We start from the raw sequence: 21009 nt of genomic DNA, 5'->3' as shown, positions 1-21009 counted from the left end.
TTCACGTTCATAACAATAAAAGCCCGCAAGGGCAGTGGGAGATTCTTCATGAAGTCCGAACTGTACGAAGTCTGGGGCGACACCGTAGACGGTCGCCACCTGATCTACGCCATCGCCATTGGCGCCGTGGTCAGCCTCGGCGCGTTCTTTACCGCGCAACAGCTGCTGGTGGGTTGGGTGGCGTCGGCGCAAATGGCACGGGCCTACGCAATGCTGATCGGCATTGTCGGCTGCCTGGTCGGTGGCGGCATCAGTGCCGCGCTGTTCAAGCCCAAGCGCAATGTCGTCGAGCACCTGGCCGACCCTGCCTGGCGGGCCAAGATCCTGGTCGAATTGCAGAACGAGTTCGGCCCGCTGGGCAGCCTCGCCGACTTGCCTGCGGCGACCCTTGCAGAGCTGAAAGAAATGGACCTGTACGACCTGTTCGCCGAGTACGAAAAAGGCCTGCCTGCGCTGCAGAACGACCAGAGCGCCCCCGCTGCCGCGCCTGTACAGGCCGCCACTGCTCACGGAGGCCAGCCATGATCGCCTTGGTGATGGATCAGTTCCTCATAGCCCTGGGCATGGGCATCCTCGGTGCGGTGATCTTTGCCGGCATCGGCCTGATTTCCGGCAGCGACGAAACCACTACCCTCGCCCCCTTGACCCTGCTGGTGGTGCTGCTGGGCGTGCCGGCGGCCGGTGTGCTGACGTTCTTCCTGGCCGGTGCCGTGGCCAAGCACATGACCCACGCGGTACCGACCGCGCTGTTGGGTATCCCCGGCGACACCATGGCAACGCCACTGATGCGCGAAGCCAACTTCCTGCGCAACCTTGGCGTGCCGCACATTGCCCTGCGCAAGATGATTTCCGGCGCTGTAATCGCAGCGTTGATCGCGGTACCAATGGCAGTGCTGTTCGCCGTGATGCTGGCGCCGTTCGGCGACATGATCAAACAGGCCGCGCCTTGGGTCTTCCTGCTGGCGGCAGTGGCCATCGCCTGGTTCTCCAAGGGCCGCCTGGCAGCGGTGCTAACCTTGATCCCGTTCGTCATGGTGATTGTCGGCCTGCAAAGCCTGACCGCGCAGTACGGCGTCAAGCTCAGCGTCAGTTACTTCCTCGGCATCGCTATCGGCCCGTTGATTGCGGCGCTGTTCTGCCTGCTCGCGCCCGCCGAACGCGCCAGCATGCGCCGCCAGCAGGTGCGCACGTTCTCGTTGTCGCCCGATGTGAAGAGCTGGGGCGGGTTCTTCCCCAACCCGCTGCGCGTGCTGGACAGCAAGCAAACCCTGTGGACGGCGATCACTGCCGTTGTCTCCAGCGCCACGTTCGTGTTCAGCCCGGTGGCGATGACCGTAATCATGGGCGAGGCCGTCGGTTCACGGGTCAAGCACGTCTACCATCGTCTGACCACGGTCATCACCGCGCGCAACGGCGTCACCGAATCGACTTACTTGGCCGAAGCTTTGATTCCGCTGATCGCCTTCGGCCTGCCGCTGAGCCCGGTCGCTGCTGGCCCCGCCGCACCGCTGTTCAACGCCCCGCCACGCTTCAGCGTCGATGCCGCAAGCGGTGAGGTGAATAATCTGCATTCGTTGCTCAGTACCTGGGAGTTTCTGGGCTACGGCATGTTGGCGGTGGTGGTCGCGATCCTGATCGCCTACCCCTTCACCATGAATTACGCGCACCGAGCTGCTGCCTATGTGTCGCGCAAGATCAGCCACGAAGCGGTGATCGCGACCTTTGTCGGCCTGATCCTGGTGATTGGCATCTGGGAAGGCGGCCTGTTGGGGTTGCTGGTGATTGTCACCATTGGCCTGCTGGGTGGTTTTCTCTCACGCTTTCTCGGTTTCAACATCGGCGTGCAGTTCATGGGTTACTACACCGCGGTGTTGACCGTGCCGGCGATGATTGCCCTGTTGGGCGCGTAACCGCGCTCTCCCCCCTAACCGCAGGCACCCTCACTTCGCAGCCCTGGCGCTGTGAGGGCGCCCTGCGCTCGCAATAAAGGAAATAACAATAATGAAGATCCTTGCACGCGCCACCTCGCCACGCCTAACGCCTCTGTGTGGGCCAATGTTCGTGGGGGTTTTCTGCTCGACAGCGGCACTTGCGGCGTCAGCAGGCAGCTTTGTCGACGACACTACCGCGTCGCTTAACCTGCGCAACTTCTACCACAACCGCAATTTCGTAGACCCCGCCTACCCCCAAGGCAAGGCCGAAGAATGGACGCAGAGTTTTATCTTCGACCTGCGCTCAGGCTTCACCCAGGGCACAGTAGGCTTGGGCGTCGACGTGCTCGGCCTCTATGCCCTCAAGCTCGATGGCGGCCGCGGTACGGCGGGCACGCAACTGCTGCCGGTGCACGACGGTGGCAAGCCGGCAGAGGACTTCGGCCGCTTGGGCGTTGCGCTCAAAGCCCGCTACTCGGCCACTGAACTGAAAGTCGGTGAGTGGGTATCGTTGCTGCCTATTCTGCGTGCCGATGATGGCCGCTCATTGCCGCAAACCTTCCGCGGCGCCCAACTGACCTCGCGGGAAATTGAAAACCTGGCCCTGTATACCGGGCAAATGCGCGGCAATAGCCCGCGCAACGACGCCAGCATGGACCGCATGTTCATGGCTGGGCGCCCTGACGCCACCTCCGACCGATTCAACTTCGCGGGCGGCGAATATCAGTTCAACGACAAGGCCACCCAAGTGGGGCTGTGGTACGCCCAGCTCGAAGACATCTACCAGCAGCAATACCTCAACGTCATCCACAGCCAGCCTGTCGGCAACTGGACACTAGGGGCCAACATCGGCCTGTTTCTCGGGGACGAGCACGGCGCCGCCAAAGCGGGCCAGCTGGACAACAAAACGGCGTCCTTACTGCTCTCCGCCAAGACCGGTGGGCATACCTTCTACCTGGGTTTGCAGCGGGTTTCGGGCGAAACGGGCTGGATGCGGGTCAACGGCACGGCCGGGTACCCGCTGGCGAACGACACCTACAACTCAAGCTACGACAATGCCGACGAGCGCTCCTGGCAGCTTCGTCACGACTTCAACTTCGTGGTCCTGGGGGTGCCGGGCCTGACGATGATGAACCGTTATGTGTCCGGCGATCATGTGCGCACCAACGCCAGCGACCGGGGCAAGGAATGGGGGCGTGAATCGGAACTGGCTTACGTCTTCCAAAGCGGCCCGCTCAAGAACCTGTCGGTGCGCTGGCGCAATTCGACCCTGCGCCGCGACTTCAGCAGCTACGACATCGATGAAAATCGCCTGATCATCAACTACCCAATCACCTTCCTTTAGCCCTCGCGCCCGCCCCTCACAGGCAGCGCCACGCGTCTACAACAGCACTCTCAGGAAAAAAACGCAGGATGTTGTGCGCAGAATTCGCTTGAGATGCACGGCCGCTTTGCCCATGGTGGCCAGCCTGACAGCTATTGCCTGAATAAAAGGCTGCAGGGCGTGGACGCAGGCGCACGACGATGCCTGTGGGTGGGGTCGACAATGTCTGCAGTGGCAAACCTTGCACTGCAGCATCATTGCCGACGCCTCCCAGATAATAAGAGAGGACAAGGAAATGCAATCCAACAGTCTGAAGCAAAGCCTGAAACAACGGCACATCACCATGATTGCGCTGGGCGGGGTGATCGGCGCGGGGCTGTTCATGGGGTCGGGCAAGTTGATTGCCTCGGCAGGGCCTGCCGCCATCCTGTCGTACTTTATCGGCGGCATTGTGGTCACCCTGGTGATGTTCATGCTCGGCGAGATGGCCTGTCGCAACCCGGATGCAGGCTCGTTTTCAACCTATGCCAACAGCTACCTCGGCGAATGGGCAGGGTTTACCGTCGGCTGGCTGTACTGGCTCAAGTCGATGCTGACCATCACCTTGGAGGCGGTTCTGCTGGGCGCCATCCTCAACGATTTTCTGCCTTGGCTGCCCATCTGGGCGGGCGCGTTCATCATGCTGGTGACGTTGATGGCGAGCAACGCCTACTCGGTCAAATCTTTCGCTGAAGTGGAGTACTGGCTGGCCGCGATGAAGGTCGCCACGATTCTGATCTTCATGGTGCTGGGGCTCTCGATTCTGCTCGGCCTGCACAGCAACATCCCTTCCCCTGGCTGGGTCAACCTGACCGCGCACGATGGCTTCATGCCCAATGGCCTGTCGCCGGTCATGGCGGGTGTGGTGGTGGTGATCTTCTCGCTGGGCGGGAGTGAAATCGCTGCCGTTGCCGCCGGTGAGTCAGAGAACCCTCGCAAGAACGTCATTCGGGCCATCAAAAGCGTCATTCTGCGAGTGATGTTGTTCTATGTCGGTTCGGTGTCGATCCTGATCCTCTGCCTGCCGTGGACAGACACGGAGAACCTGGCGTCCCCGTATGTGTCGTTGTTCAGCCTGGCTGGGTTCAGTGGCGCCGCAGTGGCCATGAAGATCGTGTTGTTCATCTCGTTCATGTCGGTGATGAACTCCTTCATGTTCTCCAACTCGCGCATGCTGTTCTCGCTGAGCCAGCGTGGGCATGCGCCGAAGCTGTTCTCCCGCACCACGTCCAAAGGGGTACCGCTCAATGCGCTGCTGCTGAGCCTGAGCATCTGCCTGTTGATCCTGACCGTGCACTTTGTCAGCGGCGGCGACCTGTTCATGACCCTGGCCAAGAGCAGCGGCACGTTCGTAATGATCGTGTGGATCTTCATCATCGTCGCCCACTTCGCCATGCGCTGGAAAACCCGGCATGAAGCGGTCGACCCTACGGCGTTCCGGGCGTGGTTCTTCCCTTACGCCAACATCGTTGCGCTGTTCGCATTGCTGGCGGTGATTATCACCCAAGCGTTCGACCCGGCTTCGCGGTTCCAGTTCTGGTTCACCTCGGTGACCTCACTGGTTGTGCTGGGGGCGTACTGGGTGATGCGTAATCGGCTGGCGGGGAAGACAGTTGGCTATGTAGGTAGCTGATTGGCTAGGCCTGAAAGTACATCTCAGGCCACAGGTGCAATATGACCGCTGTGGGAGCAACTGTCTTGTGGTGCTTGTTCCGGCCTCATCGCTGGCAAGCCAGCTCCCACAGGGTCAGCAACTCGCTTACGAACTTTGTTCTCTGCTCGACAACGCGGTCCAAAGGGCTGGGTGATTTCCCAGAGGATGGAATGCCCCCAGAAATTTGAACAAGACAGTTGTTCACACAGGTGCGGCGCTAGCCTTGGAGGCTACACAGCTCGGGTGGGAGCCGGCTTGCCGGCGATGCAAGCGCCGCGGTGCATGGCACCGGCTTCGCCGGTGATCGCCGGCAAGCCAGCTCCCACAGCCCCTGCTAAATCAATGAGTTACGTATTGTTCTCTGGAGAGTCACTACATAACCCGCCGTGCATCCCTGCGCACGGCCTGCGGCGGCACGCCAAAGCCGCGCATGAACACCTCACGCATATGGCGGCGATCCCTGAACCCCGTTTCCCTCGCCACCGTATCCAGGCTGTGGCGGCTTTGCTCGATCATCAACCGGGCGGCCTCCAGGCGCAGGCTTTCCACCGCCTTGGCCGGTGATTGCCCCGTCTCCGCAGTAAACACACGGGTGAATTGCCGGGGGCTCAGGTGCACCACATCCGCCAGTTCCTCAACACTGAGCGGGCGGTTAAGGTGCTTGCGCGCGTAGTCCAGCGCGCTCTGGATGCGGTCTGACTTGGGCGCCAGCGACAACAACTCCGAATGCTGCGACTGGCCACCAGAGCGGCGTTGATGCATCACCAGCTTGTGCGCAATAGAACGGGCAAGCTCAGCCCCCAAGTCCTTTTCCACCATCGCCAGCGCCATGTCCAACGCCGCGGTCATCCCCGCCGAGGTCCACACAGGGCCGTCGACGATGAAGATACTGTCGTCCTCGACCTTGATTTGCGGGTGCATCCGTTGCAAGGCTTTGGCGTAGGCCCAGTGCGTGGTGGCGCGACGCCCCTCCAGTACACCCGCTTGGGCAAGCACGAATGTACCGGTGCACAACCCAGCAGTGCGACGCGCGCCGTCGACAAACCCCCGCACGCTTTTCAGCACGTCGTCAGAAGGCGGCGTCAACGGGGTGAGTGTTCCGGTGACCATCCAGCTATCAGCAAGGCCCGGCGCCCCCAAGGGCAACGTATCGATGTGCATCCCTAAAGAAGAGCGCACAGTCCCCCCGCCGATTGAGTAGTTCTGAATCCTGTAGACCTCTTCGCCCGCCACAAGGTTGGCGAACTCGAACACGGTCTGCGTTGCCAGGGACATGACCTGGAAGCCCTCCGTGATCAGATAGCCGACTCGATGCATTGCTGTGCTCCTTAACGCCATGTCCTGAATTAGTACTTTATGCGTCATTTAAGCCGCAGGCAATCTTGAGCATCATGGCGCCAGTCCCTACCCGCGGAGCTGCACCACGACCCAAAGCGTTCGCTCCGCCATTTTCACCCCCAGCGTGAAAGTCTTACTTCATTCAGCTGGTTTCTGGACTAAACCCAAGCGGATAGCCTGCGCCCAACTTCCCATTCCACTGAGGTAATGCCAATGAAGGCCGTCGTATACACCCAAGCCGGTTTGCCGATTCAAGACCCACATTCGCTGTTCGAAACAGACCTGCCCAAGCCAACACCCGGCGCCCGAGACCTGCTGGTCGAGGTCAAGGCCATTGCCGTCAACCCGGTCGATACCAAAGTGCGCGCCTCACGCCAGACCGGCCAGCCGCAGGTATTGGGGTGGGACGCGGTGGGGATCGTGCGCGAAGTAGGCGCCGAGGTCACGTTGTTCCAGCCAGGCGACGAGGTTTTCTATGCCGGCGCCATCGATCGCCCGGGCAGCTACAGCGAATATCACCTGGTCGACGAACGCATTGTCGGGCACAAACCGCGTAGCCTCGACGATGCCAGTGCCGCCGCGTTGCCATTGACCTCCATCACTGCCTGGGAACTGTTGTTTGATCGACTGGGTATCGCACCGAACGGTGGCGTGGGGCAAAGCCTGTTGGTGATCGGGGCTGGTGGCGGCGTCGGCTCAATCCTGGTGCAACTGGCCCGGCAGCTCACGCAACTCACGGTCATCGGCACCGCCTCCCGGCCCGAAACCCAGCAATGGGTCAGCGAACTGGGTGCCCACCATGTCATCGACCATTCGGCTTCGATCGCCTTGCAACTGGAAGCACTTGGGGGCAATCCCGTTGATTATGTGATCAGCCTGACGCATACCGATACCTACCTGCCGCAGCTTGTGGAGGTGCTTCGCCCACAAGGCAAACTCGCACTCATCGATGACCCCGCGCAGTTGGACGTCATGCCACTCAAGCGCAAATCGCTTTCGCTGCACTGGGAACTCATGTTCACGCGCTCGCTTTACCACACCGAAGACATGATCAAACAACACCAGCTACTCGAGAAAGTATCAGCGCTTATCGATGAAGGTGTACTCAAGACCACAGTCGGCGAGCACTTCGGCACCATCAACGCGGAAAACCTCAAGCGTGCCCATGCCCTCATAGAGCGTGGCCAGGCCCGGGGGAAGATTGTTTTGGAAGGTTTCTGATCCCGGCACACTGTTGCAACTTCCAAGAGGGCCAACTTTGCGCTGGCCCTCTTGCGCCCCTGATGACGAAGCGTAGCGCGCCCGCTAGAATCAAATGCTGAATGTGACCGTAAACACTTCGTTTGCCTGAAACTGTTCGGCGGTCATGCAGGCAGCCGGTGTCTGGTAAACCGGCAGGGGCCGCCTATGACTTTGCAACCTCCCGTCAATCTGACCAACTGCGATCGCGAACCCATCCAGATTCCGGGCAGCATCCAGCCGCACGGTTGCCTGTTGGCCTGCAATGCGTCAGCAAGCGTGGTCCTGCGTCACTCGGCCAATACCCCAGGCATGCTGGGCGTTGCCGGGGACATCAACGGTCAACGCCTCGAAGCAATTATCGGCACCGAGGCTGCGCATACCCTTCGCAACGCACTGGCACGGGTCAAAGAGGGCACTCGCCCAGCACTGTCGTTTGCCGTGAGCCTGCCGTCCGGACAGGCGTTCGATATTGCCGCGCATATTTACAAAGGCACTGCCATCCTCGAGTTCGAGCCCTGCGGTGCAAGCATCGCCGAGCCGATGGAGCTGGTCCGCACCGTCATCGCCCAACTGCGCGAGATCGACCGCTCCGAGAAGCTGTTTGCCGACACCGCCCGACGTGTGCGAGCACTGCTGGGTTACGACCGGGTGATGATCTACCAGCTTGGCGTTGACGGCGCTGGCAAGGTGATTGCCGAGGCCAAGCGCAGCGGCCTGGAAAGCTTTTTGGGGCAGTACTTCCCCGCGTCCGACATTCCGCAGCAGGCGCGCGCCCTGTACCTGCGCAATCCGGTCCGCATCATTTCCGATGCCCTGTTCAAGACCGTGCCCATCACGCCTGTGCTGGACCTGAATGGCGAGCCGCTCGACCTGTCCTACGCACACCTGCGCAGCGTCTCGCCCATTCACTGCGAGTACCTGAGCAATATGGGCGTGGGCGCGTCCATGTCCATTTCGATCATCGTCGACGGCGCGCTTTGGGGGCTGATTGCCTGCCACCATTACGCACCCCGCACGCTGTCCATGGGCCAACGCGTCGCGGCAGAAATGTTCGGCGAATTTTTCTCGCTGCATATCCAGACCCTACGCGCCAAGCAAAGCCTGGAGGCCGCCGCCTACGCACGCGAAGTGCTCGACAACCTGCTGCGTGATGCACACCGCACCGCCGACTTCGAGGAACTGCTGCGTGCTCGCATGACGGACTTCAAGGCGCTCATCCCCTGCGACGGCATCGGCATGTCGCTGCAAGGCCGCTGGACCGCTGAGGCACTGACACCGCCAAACGTGGCGTTGCCCAGCTTGTTGAGATTCGCCGAAGGTGTCGCCGAGGGCCGTACCTGGGCTTCGAACTGCCTCTCGATGGCGCACCCACCTGCCCAGGATTACGCCGTCGACGTTTCGGGCGTGTTGGTCATTCCGATGTCTCAGCAGCCCCGGGATTACCTGATGCTGTTTCGCAAAGAGGTGATCGAGACCCTGGATTGGGCCGGCGACCCTAACAAGACCTACGACAGCGGCCCGTTAGGTGAACGCCTGACGCCACGCAAGAGCTTCGCGGTGTGGAAACAGACCGTTCACCACCACTCACAGCCTTGGTCCGAGCAAGACCGCCAGTTTGGCGAGGCCATCCGCGCCGCGATAGTCGAGGTGGTGCTGCATAACAGTGAGCTCATGGCCGACGAGCGCTCCAAGGCGGACGTCCGCCAACGGATGCTCAACGAAGAGCTCAACCACCGGGTGAAGAACATTCTTTCGCTGATCGGTGCGCTGGTGGCCCACCCCACCGCCGAAAACCAGACCCTCAACAGCTACGTGGCAACGCTCAAGGGTCGCATCCAGGCGCTTTCCCTTGCACATGACCAGGTCGTGCGGGGTGATGGCGGTGGGCGCTTCTCCGCGCTTCTGGAAGCCGAGCTGTCGCCCTACCGCACCTCGGCCGATGTCATCGAGCTGAACGGCCCCAGCCTGCTGCTTGATGCCCGCGCCTACTCGGTGCTGGCCTTGGTGCTCCACGAACTGGCGACCAACGCCGCCAAGTACGGCGCGCTGTCTCGGGCAGGTGGCAAGCTGGCCGTGAGTTGGCAGGTCGATGTGAGTGGGGCGTGCGACATCACGTGGTGCGAAAGCGGTGGGCCAACGGTTCGCCCACCCAGCCGAAGTGGTTTCGGTTCGGTGCTGATCGAACGCAGCATCCCCTTCGACCTCGGCGGCACCAGCATGCTCGAATACAGGCCAGAAGGGCTGCAGGGGTATTTCAAGATCCCTGCCAAACACCTGACCCAGGTCGAAACGGTCGATGCCGTTGCGCCAATGGCGCCACCGGCTGCGCCTCATGTCAGCGGCTCGGGCCTGGTCAAATCCTGCGTGCTGATTCTCGAGGACCAGCTGGTTATTGCAGTAGGCCTCGAACAGATTCTGGCCGATGCGCTGGTCGAAGACGTGATTACCGCAAGCTCCGAAGCCGAGACGATGAAGCTGCTCGCCAGCCGAAGGCCGGATGTCGCGGTGCTGGATATCAACCTGGGGACGGGCACGTCGATTGCCGTCGCCGAAGAACTCACGCGCAAAAACATCCCGTTCCTGTTCGCCACCGGCTATGGCGACAGCATTAGCATTCCTGCGCATTTGAAGCACGTCCCTGTTGTGCGCAAGCCCTACGATGCCCTCACGATTCTGTCGAACCTGGAAAGCCTGATCGACAGCGGGCAGTAGGCAGCGGGAGCACACGATCGCCCGCTGCCTACCCTGGCCCAGAATCACGCCCTAGACCTGAGCCTGACCGCCATCGACAAACAGTTCGGCGCCATTGACGAAGCTTGAGTCATCGCTCGCCAGGAAGACGGCGGCATTGGCAATTTCCACAGGCTCACCCACACGCCCCAGTGGCACCTGGGAGGCCAGGTAGTCGAGCAACCCCTGCTGTTGCTCTGCATCGGGGCCCGCCAGGTCAACCAGGCCTGGCGTTCGCGTGGCACCTGGGCTGAGAGTGTTGACCCTGACCCCGCGGTCCCTCAGGTCGAGGATCCAGCTGCGTGCGAATGCTCGAACAGCGGCCTTGGACGCCGAGTACACGCTGAATGCCGCAGTCCCGGAGCTACCGGCGGTAGAGCCCGTAAGAATGATGGAGGCGTTCGGCGCCAGCAACGGCAACGCTTTCTGCACTGTGAACAGCACACCTTTGACGTTGCGGTCGAACGTATCGTCGTAGTGGGCTTCGGTGATGTCTCCCAAAGGGAGCATCGAGCCGCCACCCGCGTTGGCGAACAGCACATCCAGACGCCCCTGTTGCTGGCCGATTTGGGCATACAGCGCGTCCAACTGGTCAAGCCGGGTCGAATCGACGGCGATGCCGGTGGCGTTACCGACCAGCGCTACGGCCTTGTCCAGCTCGCTCTGGCGGCGGCCGGTGATGTACACATGGGCGCCCTCCTCTGCAAAACGTTTGGCGGTGGCCAGGCCGATACCGGTGGTGCCGCCGGTTACCAGTACGATCTTGCCTTCAAGTTTGTTGCTCATGGTGTTTCTCCCGAGGGGTAGTGATTGGCTGTGGGAGAAGCTTATCGACGCACCGTTATTTTCAAAATAGAATCATTTGAAACTCATCATTGCAGAATTGAAATGGCAAGAATTCCCGATTTCGAAGGGCTGGCAATGTTCGCCAAAGTGGCGGAAGAAGGTTCCTACGCAGCGGCGGCGCGCGCCATGGGCGTGTCGGTACCGACGGTATCGCGTGCGGTGGCGCGTCTGGAGGCACGCTTGGGCGGTCGTCTGTTCAATCGCACGTCACGCCAGCTTTGCGTCACCGAGTTCGGCCAGCGCATGGTCGAACAGGCCAGCGCGTTGTACCGCCAGGCAGAAGAGATGGAAAGCGCCGCCCAGGAGATGTCGGTGCAGCCACGGGGCTTGGTGCGCCTGGCGGTGCCTATGTCATTCGGCTTGCGCTGGGTAGCGCCGCTGCTGCCCGCGTTGATGGCCAGGTACCCCCAGTTGGAACTCGACCTTCACTTGTCAGATTCGACAGTCGATCTGGTTGCCGAGGGGTTCGATGCAGCACTGCGTATTGCAGCACTGCCGGATTCGTCCTTGGTGGCCAGACGTATCTGTGCGGTCACCCAATACCTGGTAGCCGCGCCGTCATACCTTGCGCGTCATGGACGCCCTGAGCACCCGCGCGACCTGGTTGACCATGCCTGCATGAGCTACGCCTACCGCGCCCGCAGCCAGGTTTGGCGGTTCACCCACAGTGACGGCACCGAACAAGACGTCGTGCCGCGGGGGCCCCTGCGTGTGACCAATTCGGATGCATTGGTGGCGCCCTTGCTGGAGGGCTTGGCGATCGCCGAATTACCGGATTTCATCGCCTCCGAATACTTGGCGGACGGCCGCCTTGAGCACCTGCTACCAACGTGGAGCATGACCCAAGGCGGCTTGTATTTCGTCACACCTTCAGCCCGAAGCCGGCCGAGAAAGGTCCAGGCCTTGGCTGATTTTTTCATTGAGCGGCTGGCCGGGTCACAATGGCTGACGCCAAACGTGACCTGACGGTGGCTCAATTATCCAGTTCATCCTTGGTGATGTTGCCGGAGTGTGGGTCAACGTGGAATTCGTACTGCTTGCCATCGGCCTTGATGCCCTCGCCTTCCCAGTGGCCGTCATCCGCTTCGATCTTGGTGATCTGGGTGTAGCCGGCGCCTTTAAGCACCGTCTCGGCCTGGTCTTTGTTCACCTTCCAGTCGGCACCTGGTTGGTCAGCCCACGCGGCACTAGCGCCCAGTGCGCCAACCAGTGCCAACCCCGTCAATACGCGCGTCATGGTTTTCATCGTCAACATCCTTTTTGTCTGAGTTAAAGGATGCGACCTGGGCGCTGTCGTTTCGGTTCAATCATCGTTACGCTTGCAGCCACGTTCATTACACAAAGGGTTGACGGTGCACTCCTCCGAACGTTTGAAGGGCATTGACGTTTTTGTCTGCGTGGCAGACCTCGGCAGTTTTGCCGCGGCGGCGCAGCGCCTGAACCTGACCAGCTCGGCTGTCAGCAAAGGTGTCGCGCGGCTGGAAGCTCGCCTGGGCTTACGCCTGTTCGAGCGCACGACGCGTCGGCTTGCCCTGACCGATGCGGGGCAAACGTTCTACAAGACCTGCTCACGCGTGCTGGCCGACCTCGAAGCATCGGAATTGGCCCTGCATGAAGACTACTTCGAGCCACGGGGCCGGGTGCGCATCGACCTGCCCGCAGCGTATGGGCGGCTGCACGTCTTGCCGGTCATTCTCGACTACCTCAAACGCCATCCCCAGTTGCAGCCACACGTGTCCTTTACCGACAGCTTCGTCAACCCGACCGAGCAGGGAATCGATATCGTGGTACGTATCGGCGGCCCGGACGTTTGGCCGGAGGACCTGGGGCACCAGTTCATCGGTGCTCAACGGTTCATCTTCTGTGCCTCGCCGGGCTACTTGCAAGCCCGTGGCACACCGCTCGATGAGGCGGACCTGCAAGCCCATGACTGTGTGGTTTACGGGCAGCCCGACGGGGTGGGCAGCCCCTGGCACATGACCGGTATGCAACCGGGTGAAATGGAGCGGCGCTTCATGCCGGCGCGGCTTGCCATCGGCGATGGCGAAGGGGTGGTACAGGCAGTCGTACAGGGTTTGGGGGTCACTCAGGTGCCCACCTGGCTGGTCAATCAACAGCTGGAAAGTGGCGCGTTGATTGAAGTGTTGCCGCACTTGGCAACAGATGGGCTGCCGATGAACGTAGTGTGGCTCAAAAAACGTGAGGCCCTTCCCCGCGTCAGGGCGCTGCTGGATGTGCTGCTGAACGCACTGCGAACAGACGGCCACCGCCTCGCACCCTGCGATTAGTGAATATAATTCGCGTACCATCTGAAATATTGCCCGTAATAGGCTTTTTAAGAATCAATACAATGGCAGCCCCTGATTGAGGAACTGCCTGCATGACTGCTGTTGAACGCCCACCCGTGGGCTTGGCGACCGACCGACGCGCGACCTTGGGGACTTTGGTCCTCGCCGCCTCCGCCTTTTTGATTGTCACTACCGAGTTCTTGATGGTCGGCCTGCTGCCCGGGCTGGCACGCGACCTTGATGTCTCGATTTCGACTGCCGGGCAGTTGATCACGCTGTTTGCCTTCACCGTCATGCTGGCGGGCCCGCCGTTGACGGCGGCACTTGCCCACCTGGACAGGCGCAAGCTGTTCGCAGCCATCCTCGCCTTGTTCGCGGCGTCCAATGCGTTGGCGGCCCTTGCGCCAAACATCGGGGTCTTGGCAGTGGCGCGTTTCCTGCCCGCCCTGGCACTGCCTGTCTTTTGGGGTACAGCCAGCGAAACGGCCGCCAGCATGGTCAGCCCCGATCGCCAAGGGCAGGCCGTCGCGCGGGTCTACCTCGGCATCTCAGCTGCGCTGTTGCTGGGCATTCCATTAGGGACGTTGGCGGCTGACGCCATAGGCTGGCGCGGCGCTTTCTGGATATTGTCTGCTGCATCGGCGGCCATGGCCTTTGCCGTGCTCACCTGGATGCCAGTGGTTGCGCGCCTGCCCAGGGTCGACTTGCGCCACCAGGCGCGGATCTTCCGTGAACCGAACTTCCTTGCCAATGTGGCGCTGTCGATCATGGTGTTCACCGCGATGTTCATTGCCTACACCTACCTGGCCGACATGCTCGAGCGTACCGCAGGTGTTGCAACTGCGGATGTCGGCTGGTGGCTGATGGGCTTCGGTGCCATTGGTTTGCTGGGCAACTGGCTGGGGGGGCGAGCTGTCAGGCATTCGCCGATCAAGGCCACTGCGCTGTTTCTTGTGTTGCTGGCGATGGGTATGGCGGCCTTCAGCCCACTGGCCGCTGCGCCTGTAACGCTCTGGGGCGCACTGGCACTGTGGGGCATCGCCAATACGGCGCTCTACCCCATCTGCCAGGTGCGCGTGATGCATTCGGTGGCGCACTCTCAGGCTCTGGCTGGCACCACCAACGTGTCTGCCGCCAATGCCGGTATTGGCTTGGGCGCGCTGTTGGGTGGGCTGGTCATCCCAACATTCGGGGTGTCGACGCTGGGCTATGTGGCCGCAGGAGTGGCGCTGTTGGCGTTGCTGTGTGTGCCCGCCGTGGCGCGGCTGCAGCGTCAGGCACCCAGCGCTTAAAGCATGTGCCCCGCCCAGATGCCCTGCGCTACCAGCTCTGAAGCAAGCTCGACGAAGGTTTCACCCACATAGCGCGTGGCTTGGCTGACATGCCTGTCCGCAGGTGACACCATGACCAGCTTGCGCATCGGAGTCGGCTCGATCAGTGGCGCTGCACACAAGGTGCCATTCTGCAGGTGGGTGTAGATCGAGGCCAAGGGCAGCGCGGTCAAGCCGAAGCCATGACGCACCAGGTCGATCATCGCCCCGAACGAATCGGCCTCGACATTGGCGGCAATCTTGAAGCCGACGTCCGCGGCGCAGTGGTCCATGATCTTGCGCAAGCCATGGCGCGGGCTGGGCAGCACCAACTGCTGCTGGGCCAGGGTTGCGAAGTTGACCGGGTTGTCCCACGCCAAGCCTGCGCTGGGCGGCCCGACCAATACCAGGTTCTCCATCATCACCGGCACGATGCGCAAAGTGTGCAGCGGCTCCAGGTCATAAGAGATCGCCAGCTCCAGTTCGCCACGCTGAATCCAGTCCACCAGGTAACCGCTGAAGGCCGACGAGAAACGGATCGACAAGTCCGGGTGGGCTTCGCGGATCCGGGTCACCAGGGGCACGGTGACGATCTCCGCGATGGTCGGTGTGGTGCCGATCGCCACGGCCCCGCGAAACGATGCATGCCCGCCCACTACCGAACTGCGAATGGCCTCCAGTTCATCCATGATCCGCGTGGCGTGCTGCAGCACTTCGCTGCCGGCGTCGGTGATGATCATGCCGCGGCCATGGCGCTCGAACAGGTAGACCCCAAGCTCCTTTTCCAGTTGCCGGATCTGCCGGCTCAAGGCGGGCTGTGCAATGTGCAGCCGGTCGGACGCCTTGCTGAGGCTGCCAAGCTCGGCAACATGGATCAGGGTTTTGAGTTGAACGACGTCCATCGGCAGGCCCGTGTCGAGGCAGAAGGTAACTGGCAGTCTAAACAGCACACCTGTCAGCAGCTATAGAATTTCAGCATATCAGTTAGTCAGCTAGTCCCCTTATTGACGGGCCCACTCTGGAGTAGCGTGAAAACAGGGTCGATCACCGATCGGACGCCCGCTACAAGAATAAGACCAGAGGCTGACTACCATGCCAACTCCCCGCTCCAGCACCACCCTCGTCGAAGATGCCCCCGCCCGCCAACCCAATCGTGTCAGAGCGATCATGGGGGCCTGCTCCGGCAACCTGGTCGAGTGGTATGACTTTTTCATCTACGCCTATACGGCAATCTACTTCGCGGCGTCGTTCTTCCCCAAAGGCGATACCACCACGCAGTTGCTGGCCACCGCGGGTGTGTTCGCCGTCGGTTTCTTCATGCGGCCCCTGGGTGGGTGGATTTTCGGCTGGCTGGCCGACACCCGTGGGCGCAAGGTGTCGATGATTATCTCGGTGTTCATGATGTGCGCCGGGTCACTGCTGATCGCGGTGATGCCGACCTATGAAACGGTAGGTATCGCCGCACCGATCATGCTAGTCGTTGCACGGCTGATCCAGGGCCTTTCGGTGGGTGCCGAATACGGCACCGGCGCAACCTACATCAGCGAAATCGCGACACCAGGCCGGCGTTGCTTCTATGGCTCGTTCCAGTACTTCACGATCATCGCCGGGCAATTGCTGGCCCTGTTCACCGTAGTCATCCTGCAGCAGACGCTCAGCGATGAGCAGTTGCGTGAATGGGGCTGGCGGATTCCATTTTTCATTGGCGCCATCAGCGCCGTGGTTGTCGTGTACCTGCGCCGCTCGATGCACGAAACCGCCTCGAAAAAGGACATGCACCGCGAGGGTGCCGGGTCGTTGCGCGGCATGTTCAAGCACAAGCGTGCCGTCGGGCTGGTGATCGCCTTTACCATCGGTGGGTCGCTGTACTTCTATACCTTCACCACCTACATGCAGAAGTTTCTGGTGATATCGGCAGGCTTCGACGCGGCCACGGTGAGTTTCATCATGACCTCGGCGCTGATTGGCTTCATGCTTTGCCAGCCGCTGTTCGGCCTGATGGCTGACCGGCTCGGGATCAGGACGCACATGCTGATGTTCTCGAGCCTGGGCGTGTTGCTGGTGATCCCGCTGCTGTTCGCCATCAAGCATACCCACAACCCCTTCATGGCCTTTGCGCTGGTCTTCGGCGGGCTGGTCATCGCCTCGCTCTACACCCCGATCGCAGGCATCGTCAAAGCCGAATTGTTCCCCCCCGCAGTGCGTGCGCTGGGGGTCGGGTTCCCGTATGCCATCGGTAACGCGGCGTTTGGCGGGACGGCTGAATATGTCGCGCTGTCGTTCAGGGCCGAAGGGGTCGAGGACTACTTCTTTTTCTACGTGGCCGCCGTCCTGTGCGTGACCTTCATCGCATCGATGCTGATGCCCAACCTGACGCGGCATGGGTACATCAGTGGCGATGGCAGGGTCGAGGAGAATACCGGCATGCCGGCCAGCAAGGTGCAGACCGCCAAGGCCTGACCTCGCCAACATTGCCCCTTTATTGACCCGCGCGGCCCTGATGGCTTCCTCAAGAAAGCCACCAGGGCCGCTTCGTTTCGCTTGGCCGGCCACTCCATGAGCTATGCCACGCCGGCATATCTCAAAGAGAAAAACGGTAGTCGTCGGCACCCCGCGTTGCCTGCATGATGAGGCAAAACAAGAGCAGCACTGGAGACAACCATGTCATCGCAAGAAGCTGAACAAAGCTGGCAAGAAGACGTTTTCCGCGTCCTCAAGGCCCACGACGTCAAGCATGTCGTGTTCGTTCCGGACGCCGGCCATTCGGCCGCGATCCGCATGTCGTACCAGGACCCTGATATCAAGGCCGTCGTCCTCACCACCGAAGAAGAAGGCATTGGTTATCTGGCCGGCGCCTGGCTAGGCGGTGAACGCGGTGCACTGTTGATGCAGTCCAGCGGCGTCGGTAACTGCATCAACACCCTGGCCCTGCAGAACTGCGCGGGTTTCCCCCTGCTGATGGTGGTGACCATGCGCGGTGACTGGGCCGAGTTCAACGCTTGGCAAAACCCCATGGGCCAGGCCACCGAGGCCTCGCTGCAACTGATGAAGGTCATGACCTGGCGTGCCGATGTGCCGGAAGACGTCGCGCCACTGCTGCATGGCGCCGCCACCATGGCCTTCAATGGTGATTCCGCCACTGCCTTGCTGCTCGGCCAGCGCCTGATCGGAGAAAAGAAATGGGTCAAGTAAGCGCCAACCACACGCTGTGCCGCCGTGAGGTGGTGCGTACCCTGCTCGCTGATCGCCAGGATGTACTGGTCGTGACCGGCCTGGGTTCGGCGTCTTACGACGTCATGGCTGCCGGTGACCACGATGGCAACTATTACCTCTGGGCGGCCATGGGCAGCGCCATCACCGTAGGCCTGGGCCTGGCCAACGCGCAACCCGACAAGTCGGTGGTGGTCGTCACCGGTGATGGCGAGCTGCTGATGGGCTTCGGCGCCCTGGCGACTGTCGCCCTGCAGAAGCCTGCCAATTTGACCATTGTGGTGCTGGACAACGGCCACTTCGGCGAGACCGGCATGCAGGTCAGCCACGCCGGTTTCGGCATCAAGCTCGACCAGGTTGCCCAAACCTGCGGCTTCAGCTGGACCCGCGAGATTGGCGACATGGAAGGCGTGCATGACCTGCGCGAACGCTTCGCCAGCCGCGAAGGTGTGAAGCTGGCTACCGTCAAGATCAAGGCCGAGAACCCACCGCGCGTGCTGCCGCCGCGTGACGGCCACTACATCAAGAACCGCTTCCGCGCTGCCCTGGGCTTCCAGCCTCTTTGACTGTGTTAGGCGCAGGTTGGCAACCGAGCCACGACAAGGCTGCCAGCCTGCGCCGCCTGGAGAACAATAATGAGCGACTACGACAACGAAGCACTCAACGCCATCCGCGAGGGCGTGCGCGCCCTGTGTGGTGATTTCCCTGCCGAATACTGGCGCAAGATCGACGAAGAAAAGGGCTTTCCGGAGGCCTTCGTCAAGGCCATGACCGATGCGGGCTGGCTTTCGGCGATGATTCCGGAAGAGTACGGTGGCTCCGGCCTGGGCCTGGCCGAGGCCTCGGTGATTCTTGAGGAAGTCAACCGTTGCGGGGGTAACTCCGGCACCATTCACGGCCAGATGTACAACATGTTCACGCTGCTGCGTAACGGCAGCGAAGAACAAAAAGGCTATTACCTGCCAAAACTCGCCAGTGGCGAACTGCGCCTGCAGTCGATGGGGGTCACCGAGCCCACCACCGGCACCGACACCACCAAGATCAAGACCACGGCCGTGCTCAAGGGCGACAAGTACGTCATCAACGGCCAGAAGGTCTGGATTTCGCGCATCCAGCACTCCGACCTGATGATCCTGCTGGCCCGTACCACACCGCTGGCAGAGGTGAAGAAAAAATCCGAAGGCATGTCGATTTTCCTCGTCGACCTGCGCGAAGCCATCGGCAACGGCCTGACCGTGCAGCCGATCGCCAACATGGTCAACCATGAGACCAACGAGCTGTTCTTCGACAACCTGGAAATCCCTGCCAGCAGCCTGATTGGCGAAGAAGGCAAAGGCTTCCGCTACATCCTCGACGGCCTCAACGCCGAGCGCACGCTGATCGCCGCCGAGTGCATCGGCGATGGCCGCTGGTTCATCGAAAAGTCCAGCCAGTACGCCCGCGACCGCGTGGTGTTCGGCCGCCCAATCGGGCAGAACCAGGGCGTGCAGTTCCCGATCGCCGAGGCGCACATTGAGATAGAGGCCGCCGACCTGATGCGCTGGCGTGCCTGTGCCGAATACGACAGCGGCAAGAACGCCGGCGCCGCGGCCAACATGGCCAAGTACCTGGCGGCGAAGGCCAGTTGGGAAGCCGCCAACGCCTGCCTGCAAACCCACGGCGGTTTCGGCTTTGCCAACGAATACGACGTCGAGCGCAAGTTCCGTGAGACGCGCCTGTACCAGGTGGCCCCGATCTCGACCAACCTGATCCTGTCGTACGTCGCCGAGCACCTGCTGGAACTGCCACGCTCGTTCTGACCGATGCCGCCCCTGGCCGCCAAGGCGCCAAGGGGCCCTGCCATGACAAGAGAGATAACCATCATGAGCCAGCCTACGGCAATCCGCCCGCTAGACGGCATCACCGTCATCAGCCTCGAACATGCCATTGCTGCGCCCTTCTGCACCCGCCAACTGGCGGACCTTGGCGCCCGCGTGATCAAGGTCGAACGGCCGGGGGTCGGTGACTTTGCGCGGGGCTACGATCAACGGGTCAACGGCCTGGCTTCGCACTTCGTCTGGACCAACCGCTCGAAAGAAAGCCTCGCTCTGGACCTTAAGCAGGACATCGCCGGCGACATTCTCGACCAGCTTCTGGAGCAGGCCGACGTATTGGTGCAAAACCTGGCGCCGGGCGCCGCTGCGCGCCTGGGGCTGTCGTTCGAGACGCTGCATGCGCGGTTCCCCACGCTGATCGTCTGCGACATTTCGGGCTACGGCGCGGGCGGCCCTTTTGAACAGAAAAAGGCCTACGACTTGCTGATTCAGAGCGAAGGCGGCTTTTTATCGGTAACCGGCGGCCCGGGTGACGAGCAGATGGCCAAGGCGGGCAACTCGATTGCCGACATCGCGGCCGGCATGTACGCCTACACCGGCGTGTTGTCGGCCCTGCTGCTGCGTGGCCGCACCGGCGAAGGCAGCCATGTGGAAGTGTCGATGCTGGAAAGCCTGGTGGAGTGGATGAACTACCCGCTGTACTACGCCTACGAAGGCGCGACCCCGCCGCCCCGCGCCGGCGCGGCGCACGCGACCATCTACCCGTACGGCCCCTTCCCCACCGGCGATGGCAATACTGTGATGCTCGGTTTGCAGAACGAGCGCGAATGGCGCCTGTTCTGTGAGCAGGTGCTGCTGCAACCCGCGTTGGCCGACGATGCGCGGTTCTCTGCCAACTACCTGCGGGTGGCCAACCGTGAGGCTTTGCGTGCGTTGATCATCGAGGCGTTCGCCGCCCTGGACTTGGACACGGTGGTTGCGCGCCTTGATAGCGCCAGCATTGCCAACGCACGGGTCAACGACATGCAGGGGGTGTGGCAGCACCCGCAGTTACAAGCCCGCGACCGTTGGCGCCAGGTAGCCACGGCAAACGGCAGCATACCCAGCCTGCTGCCCCCGGCCAGCAGCAATGCCTACCGCCCACGCATGGACCCAGTGCCAGCCTTGGGGGAGCACAGCGAATGCATCCTCGCCCAGCTTGGGCTGTCTGCCGAACGTATACAGGAACTGCGCCGCGATGGGGTCATCTGAACCCTTCAGGCACAGCGTTGAATGATCGAGGA

At 61.6% G+C, this 21009-nt stretch carries 18 protein-coding genes; 14 read left to right on the top strand and 4 right to left on the bottom strand.

What is annotated here, in order from left to right; all coding sequences use genetic code 11:
• Positions 1 to 48: 48 nt before the first annotated feature.
• The 4 genes from AC5PZ0_RS11115 to AC5PZ0_RS11100 all read left to right on the top strand — a co-directional run bounded on the left by AC5PZ0_RS11115 (position 49) and on the right by AC5PZ0_RS11100 (position 4927).
• Entirely contained in the window at positions 49 to 525 is a 477-nt protein-coding gene (locus tag AC5PZ0_RS11115) for a hypothetical protein (protein ID WP_493854930.1), read from the top strand.
• Complete coding sequence (locus tag AC5PZ0_RS11110) at positions 522 to 1910, top strand: tripartite tricarboxylate transporter permease (protein WP_493854929.1); 1389 nt, start codon at positions 522 to 524, stop codon at positions 1908 to 1910. The genes AC5PZ0_RS11115 and AC5PZ0_RS11110 overlap by 4 nt, the downstream gene beginning before the upstream one ends.
• A 145-nt stretch (positions 1911 to 2055) precedes the next feature.
• Complete coding sequence (locus AC5PZ0_RS11105) at positions 2056 to 3276, top strand: OprD family porin (RefSeq protein ID WP_493855079.1); 1221 nt, start codon at positions 2056 to 2058, stop codon at positions 3274 to 3276.
• A gap of 274 nt (positions 3277 to 3550) precedes the next feature.
• Positions 3551 to 4927, top strand: a complete 1377-nt coding sequence (locus AC5PZ0_RS11100; RefSeq protein WP_099454213.1) for an amino acid permease — start codon at positions 3551 to 3553, stop codon at positions 4925 to 4927.
• A 393-nt stretch (positions 4928 to 5320) separates the two neighbouring features.
• Here AC5PZ0_RS11100 and AC5PZ0_RS11095 read toward each other — a convergent pair whose 3' ends face one another.
• Entirely contained in the window at positions 5321 to 6265 is a 945-nt protein-coding gene (locus AC5PZ0_RS11095) for a GlxA family transcriptional regulator (protein ID WP_493854928.1), read from the bottom strand.
• 234 nt (positions 6266 to 6499) lie between these two features.
• Here AC5PZ0_RS11095 and AC5PZ0_RS11090 point away from each other — a divergent pair, with 234 nt between their 5' ends.
• Together AC5PZ0_RS11090 and AC5PZ0_RS11085 are read left to right on the top strand one after the other, a co-directional pair.
• Positions 6500 to 7507, top strand: coding sequence for a zinc-binding alcohol dehydrogenase family protein (locus tag AC5PZ0_RS11090; RefSeq protein ID WP_265967640.1), 1008 nt, complete (start codon positions 6500 to 6502; stop codon positions 7505 to 7507).
• Positions 7508 to 7693: 186 nt separating this feature from the next.
• Positions 7694 to 10240: an HWE histidine kinase domain-containing protein gene (locus AC5PZ0_RS11085; RefSeq protein ID WP_493854927.1), complete on the top strand. Its 2547-nt coding sequence runs from the start codon at positions 7694 to 7696 to the stop codon at positions 10238 to 10240.
• 51 nt (positions 10241 to 10291) lie between these two features.
• On the opposite strand, the gene AC5PZ0_RS11080 is transcribed toward AC5PZ0_RS11085, so the two are convergent.
• A complete protein-coding gene (locus AC5PZ0_RS11080) occupies positions 10292 to 11044 on the bottom strand; it encodes an SDR family NAD(P)-dependent oxidoreductase (protein WP_493854926.1) in 753 nt (250 codons plus the stop codon).
• 102 nt (positions 11045 to 11146) lie between these two features.
• Here AC5PZ0_RS11080 and AC5PZ0_RS11075 point away from each other — a divergent pair, with 102 nt between their 5' ends.
• On the top strand, positions 11147 to 12070 hold the full coding sequence (locus AC5PZ0_RS11075; protein WP_085272891.1) for a LysR family transcriptional regulator: 924 nt from the start codon (positions 11147 to 11149) through the stop codon (positions 12068 to 12070).
• Positions 12071 to 12077: 7 nt separating this feature from the next.
• Here AC5PZ0_RS11075 and AC5PZ0_RS11070 read toward each other — a convergent pair whose 3' ends face one another.
• The gene (locus AC5PZ0_RS11070; protein WP_027593326.1) at positions 12078 to 12350 is read right to left on the bottom strand and encodes a PepSY domain-containing protein; all 273 of its coding nucleotides are present in this window, start codon (positions 12348 to 12350) and stop codon (positions 12078 to 12080) included.
• Positions 12351 to 12456: 106 nt separating this feature from the next.
• On the opposite strand from AC5PZ0_RS11070, the gene AC5PZ0_RS11065 reads away from it, so the two are divergent.
• A complete protein-coding gene (locus tag AC5PZ0_RS11065) occupies positions 12457 to 13392 on the top strand; it encodes a LysR family transcriptional regulator (protein WP_027593327.1) in 936 nt (311 codons plus the stop codon).
• A 92-nt stretch (positions 13393 to 13484) separates the two neighbouring features.
• Positions 13485 to 14684 (top strand): MFS transporter, encoded by a 1200-nt coding sequence (locus AC5PZ0_RS11060; protein WP_085272892.1) that lies wholly within the window; start codon positions 13485 to 13487, stop codon positions 14682 to 14684.
• Here the strand turns inward: AC5PZ0_RS11060 and AC5PZ0_RS11055 are convergent.
• Positions 14681 to 15604, bottom strand: coding sequence for a LysR family transcriptional regulator (locus tag AC5PZ0_RS11055; protein WP_099429278.1), 924 nt, complete (start codon positions 15602 to 15604; stop codon positions 14681 to 14683). The genes AC5PZ0_RS11060 and AC5PZ0_RS11055 overlap by 4 nt on opposite strands.
• 190 nt (positions 15605 to 15794) lie before the next feature.
• Here AC5PZ0_RS11055 and AC5PZ0_RS11050 point away from each other — a divergent pair, with 190 nt between their 5' ends.
• The 5 genes from AC5PZ0_RS11050 to AC5PZ0_RS11030 all read left to right on the top strand — a co-directional run bounded on the left by AC5PZ0_RS11050 (position 15795) and on the right by AC5PZ0_RS11030 (position 20977).
• On the top strand, positions 15795 to 17162 hold the full coding sequence (locus AC5PZ0_RS11050) for an MFS family transporter (RefSeq protein ID WP_099454219.1): 1368 nt from the start codon (positions 15795 to 15797) through the stop codon (positions 17160 to 17162).
• 201 nt (positions 17163 to 17363) lie between these two features.
• Positions 17364 to 17894 (top strand): thiamine pyrophosphate-binding protein, encoded by a 531-nt coding sequence (locus AC5PZ0_RS11045; RefSeq protein WP_027593331.1) that lies wholly within the window; start codon positions 17364 to 17366, stop codon positions 17892 to 17894.
• Entirely contained in the window at positions 17882 to 18478 is a 597-nt protein-coding gene (locus AC5PZ0_RS11040) for a thiamine pyrophosphate-dependent enzyme (RefSeq protein WP_493854925.1), read from the top strand. The genes AC5PZ0_RS11045 and AC5PZ0_RS11040 overlap by 13 nt, the downstream gene beginning before the upstream one ends.
• A gap of 69 nt (positions 18479 to 18547) precedes the next feature.
• Positions 18548 to 19711, top strand: a complete 1164-nt coding sequence (locus AC5PZ0_RS11035) for an acyl-CoA dehydrogenase family protein (protein ID WP_493854924.1) — start codon at positions 18548 to 18550, stop codon at positions 19709 to 19711.
• A gap of 63 nt (positions 19712 to 19774) precedes the next feature.
• On the top strand, positions 19775 to 20977 hold the full coding sequence (locus AC5PZ0_RS11030; protein ID WP_493855078.1) for a CaiB/BaiF CoA transferase family protein: 1203 nt from the start codon (positions 19775 to 19777) through the stop codon (positions 20975 to 20977).
• The last annotated feature ends 32 nt before the right edge of the window (positions 20978 to 21009 follow it).

This window comes from Pseudomonas sp. 5.2 (assembly GCF_059025405.1).
The sequence above is the reverse complement of the archived record's forward strand: the minus strand, read 5'-3'. Positions and strand labels throughout refer to the sequence as shown.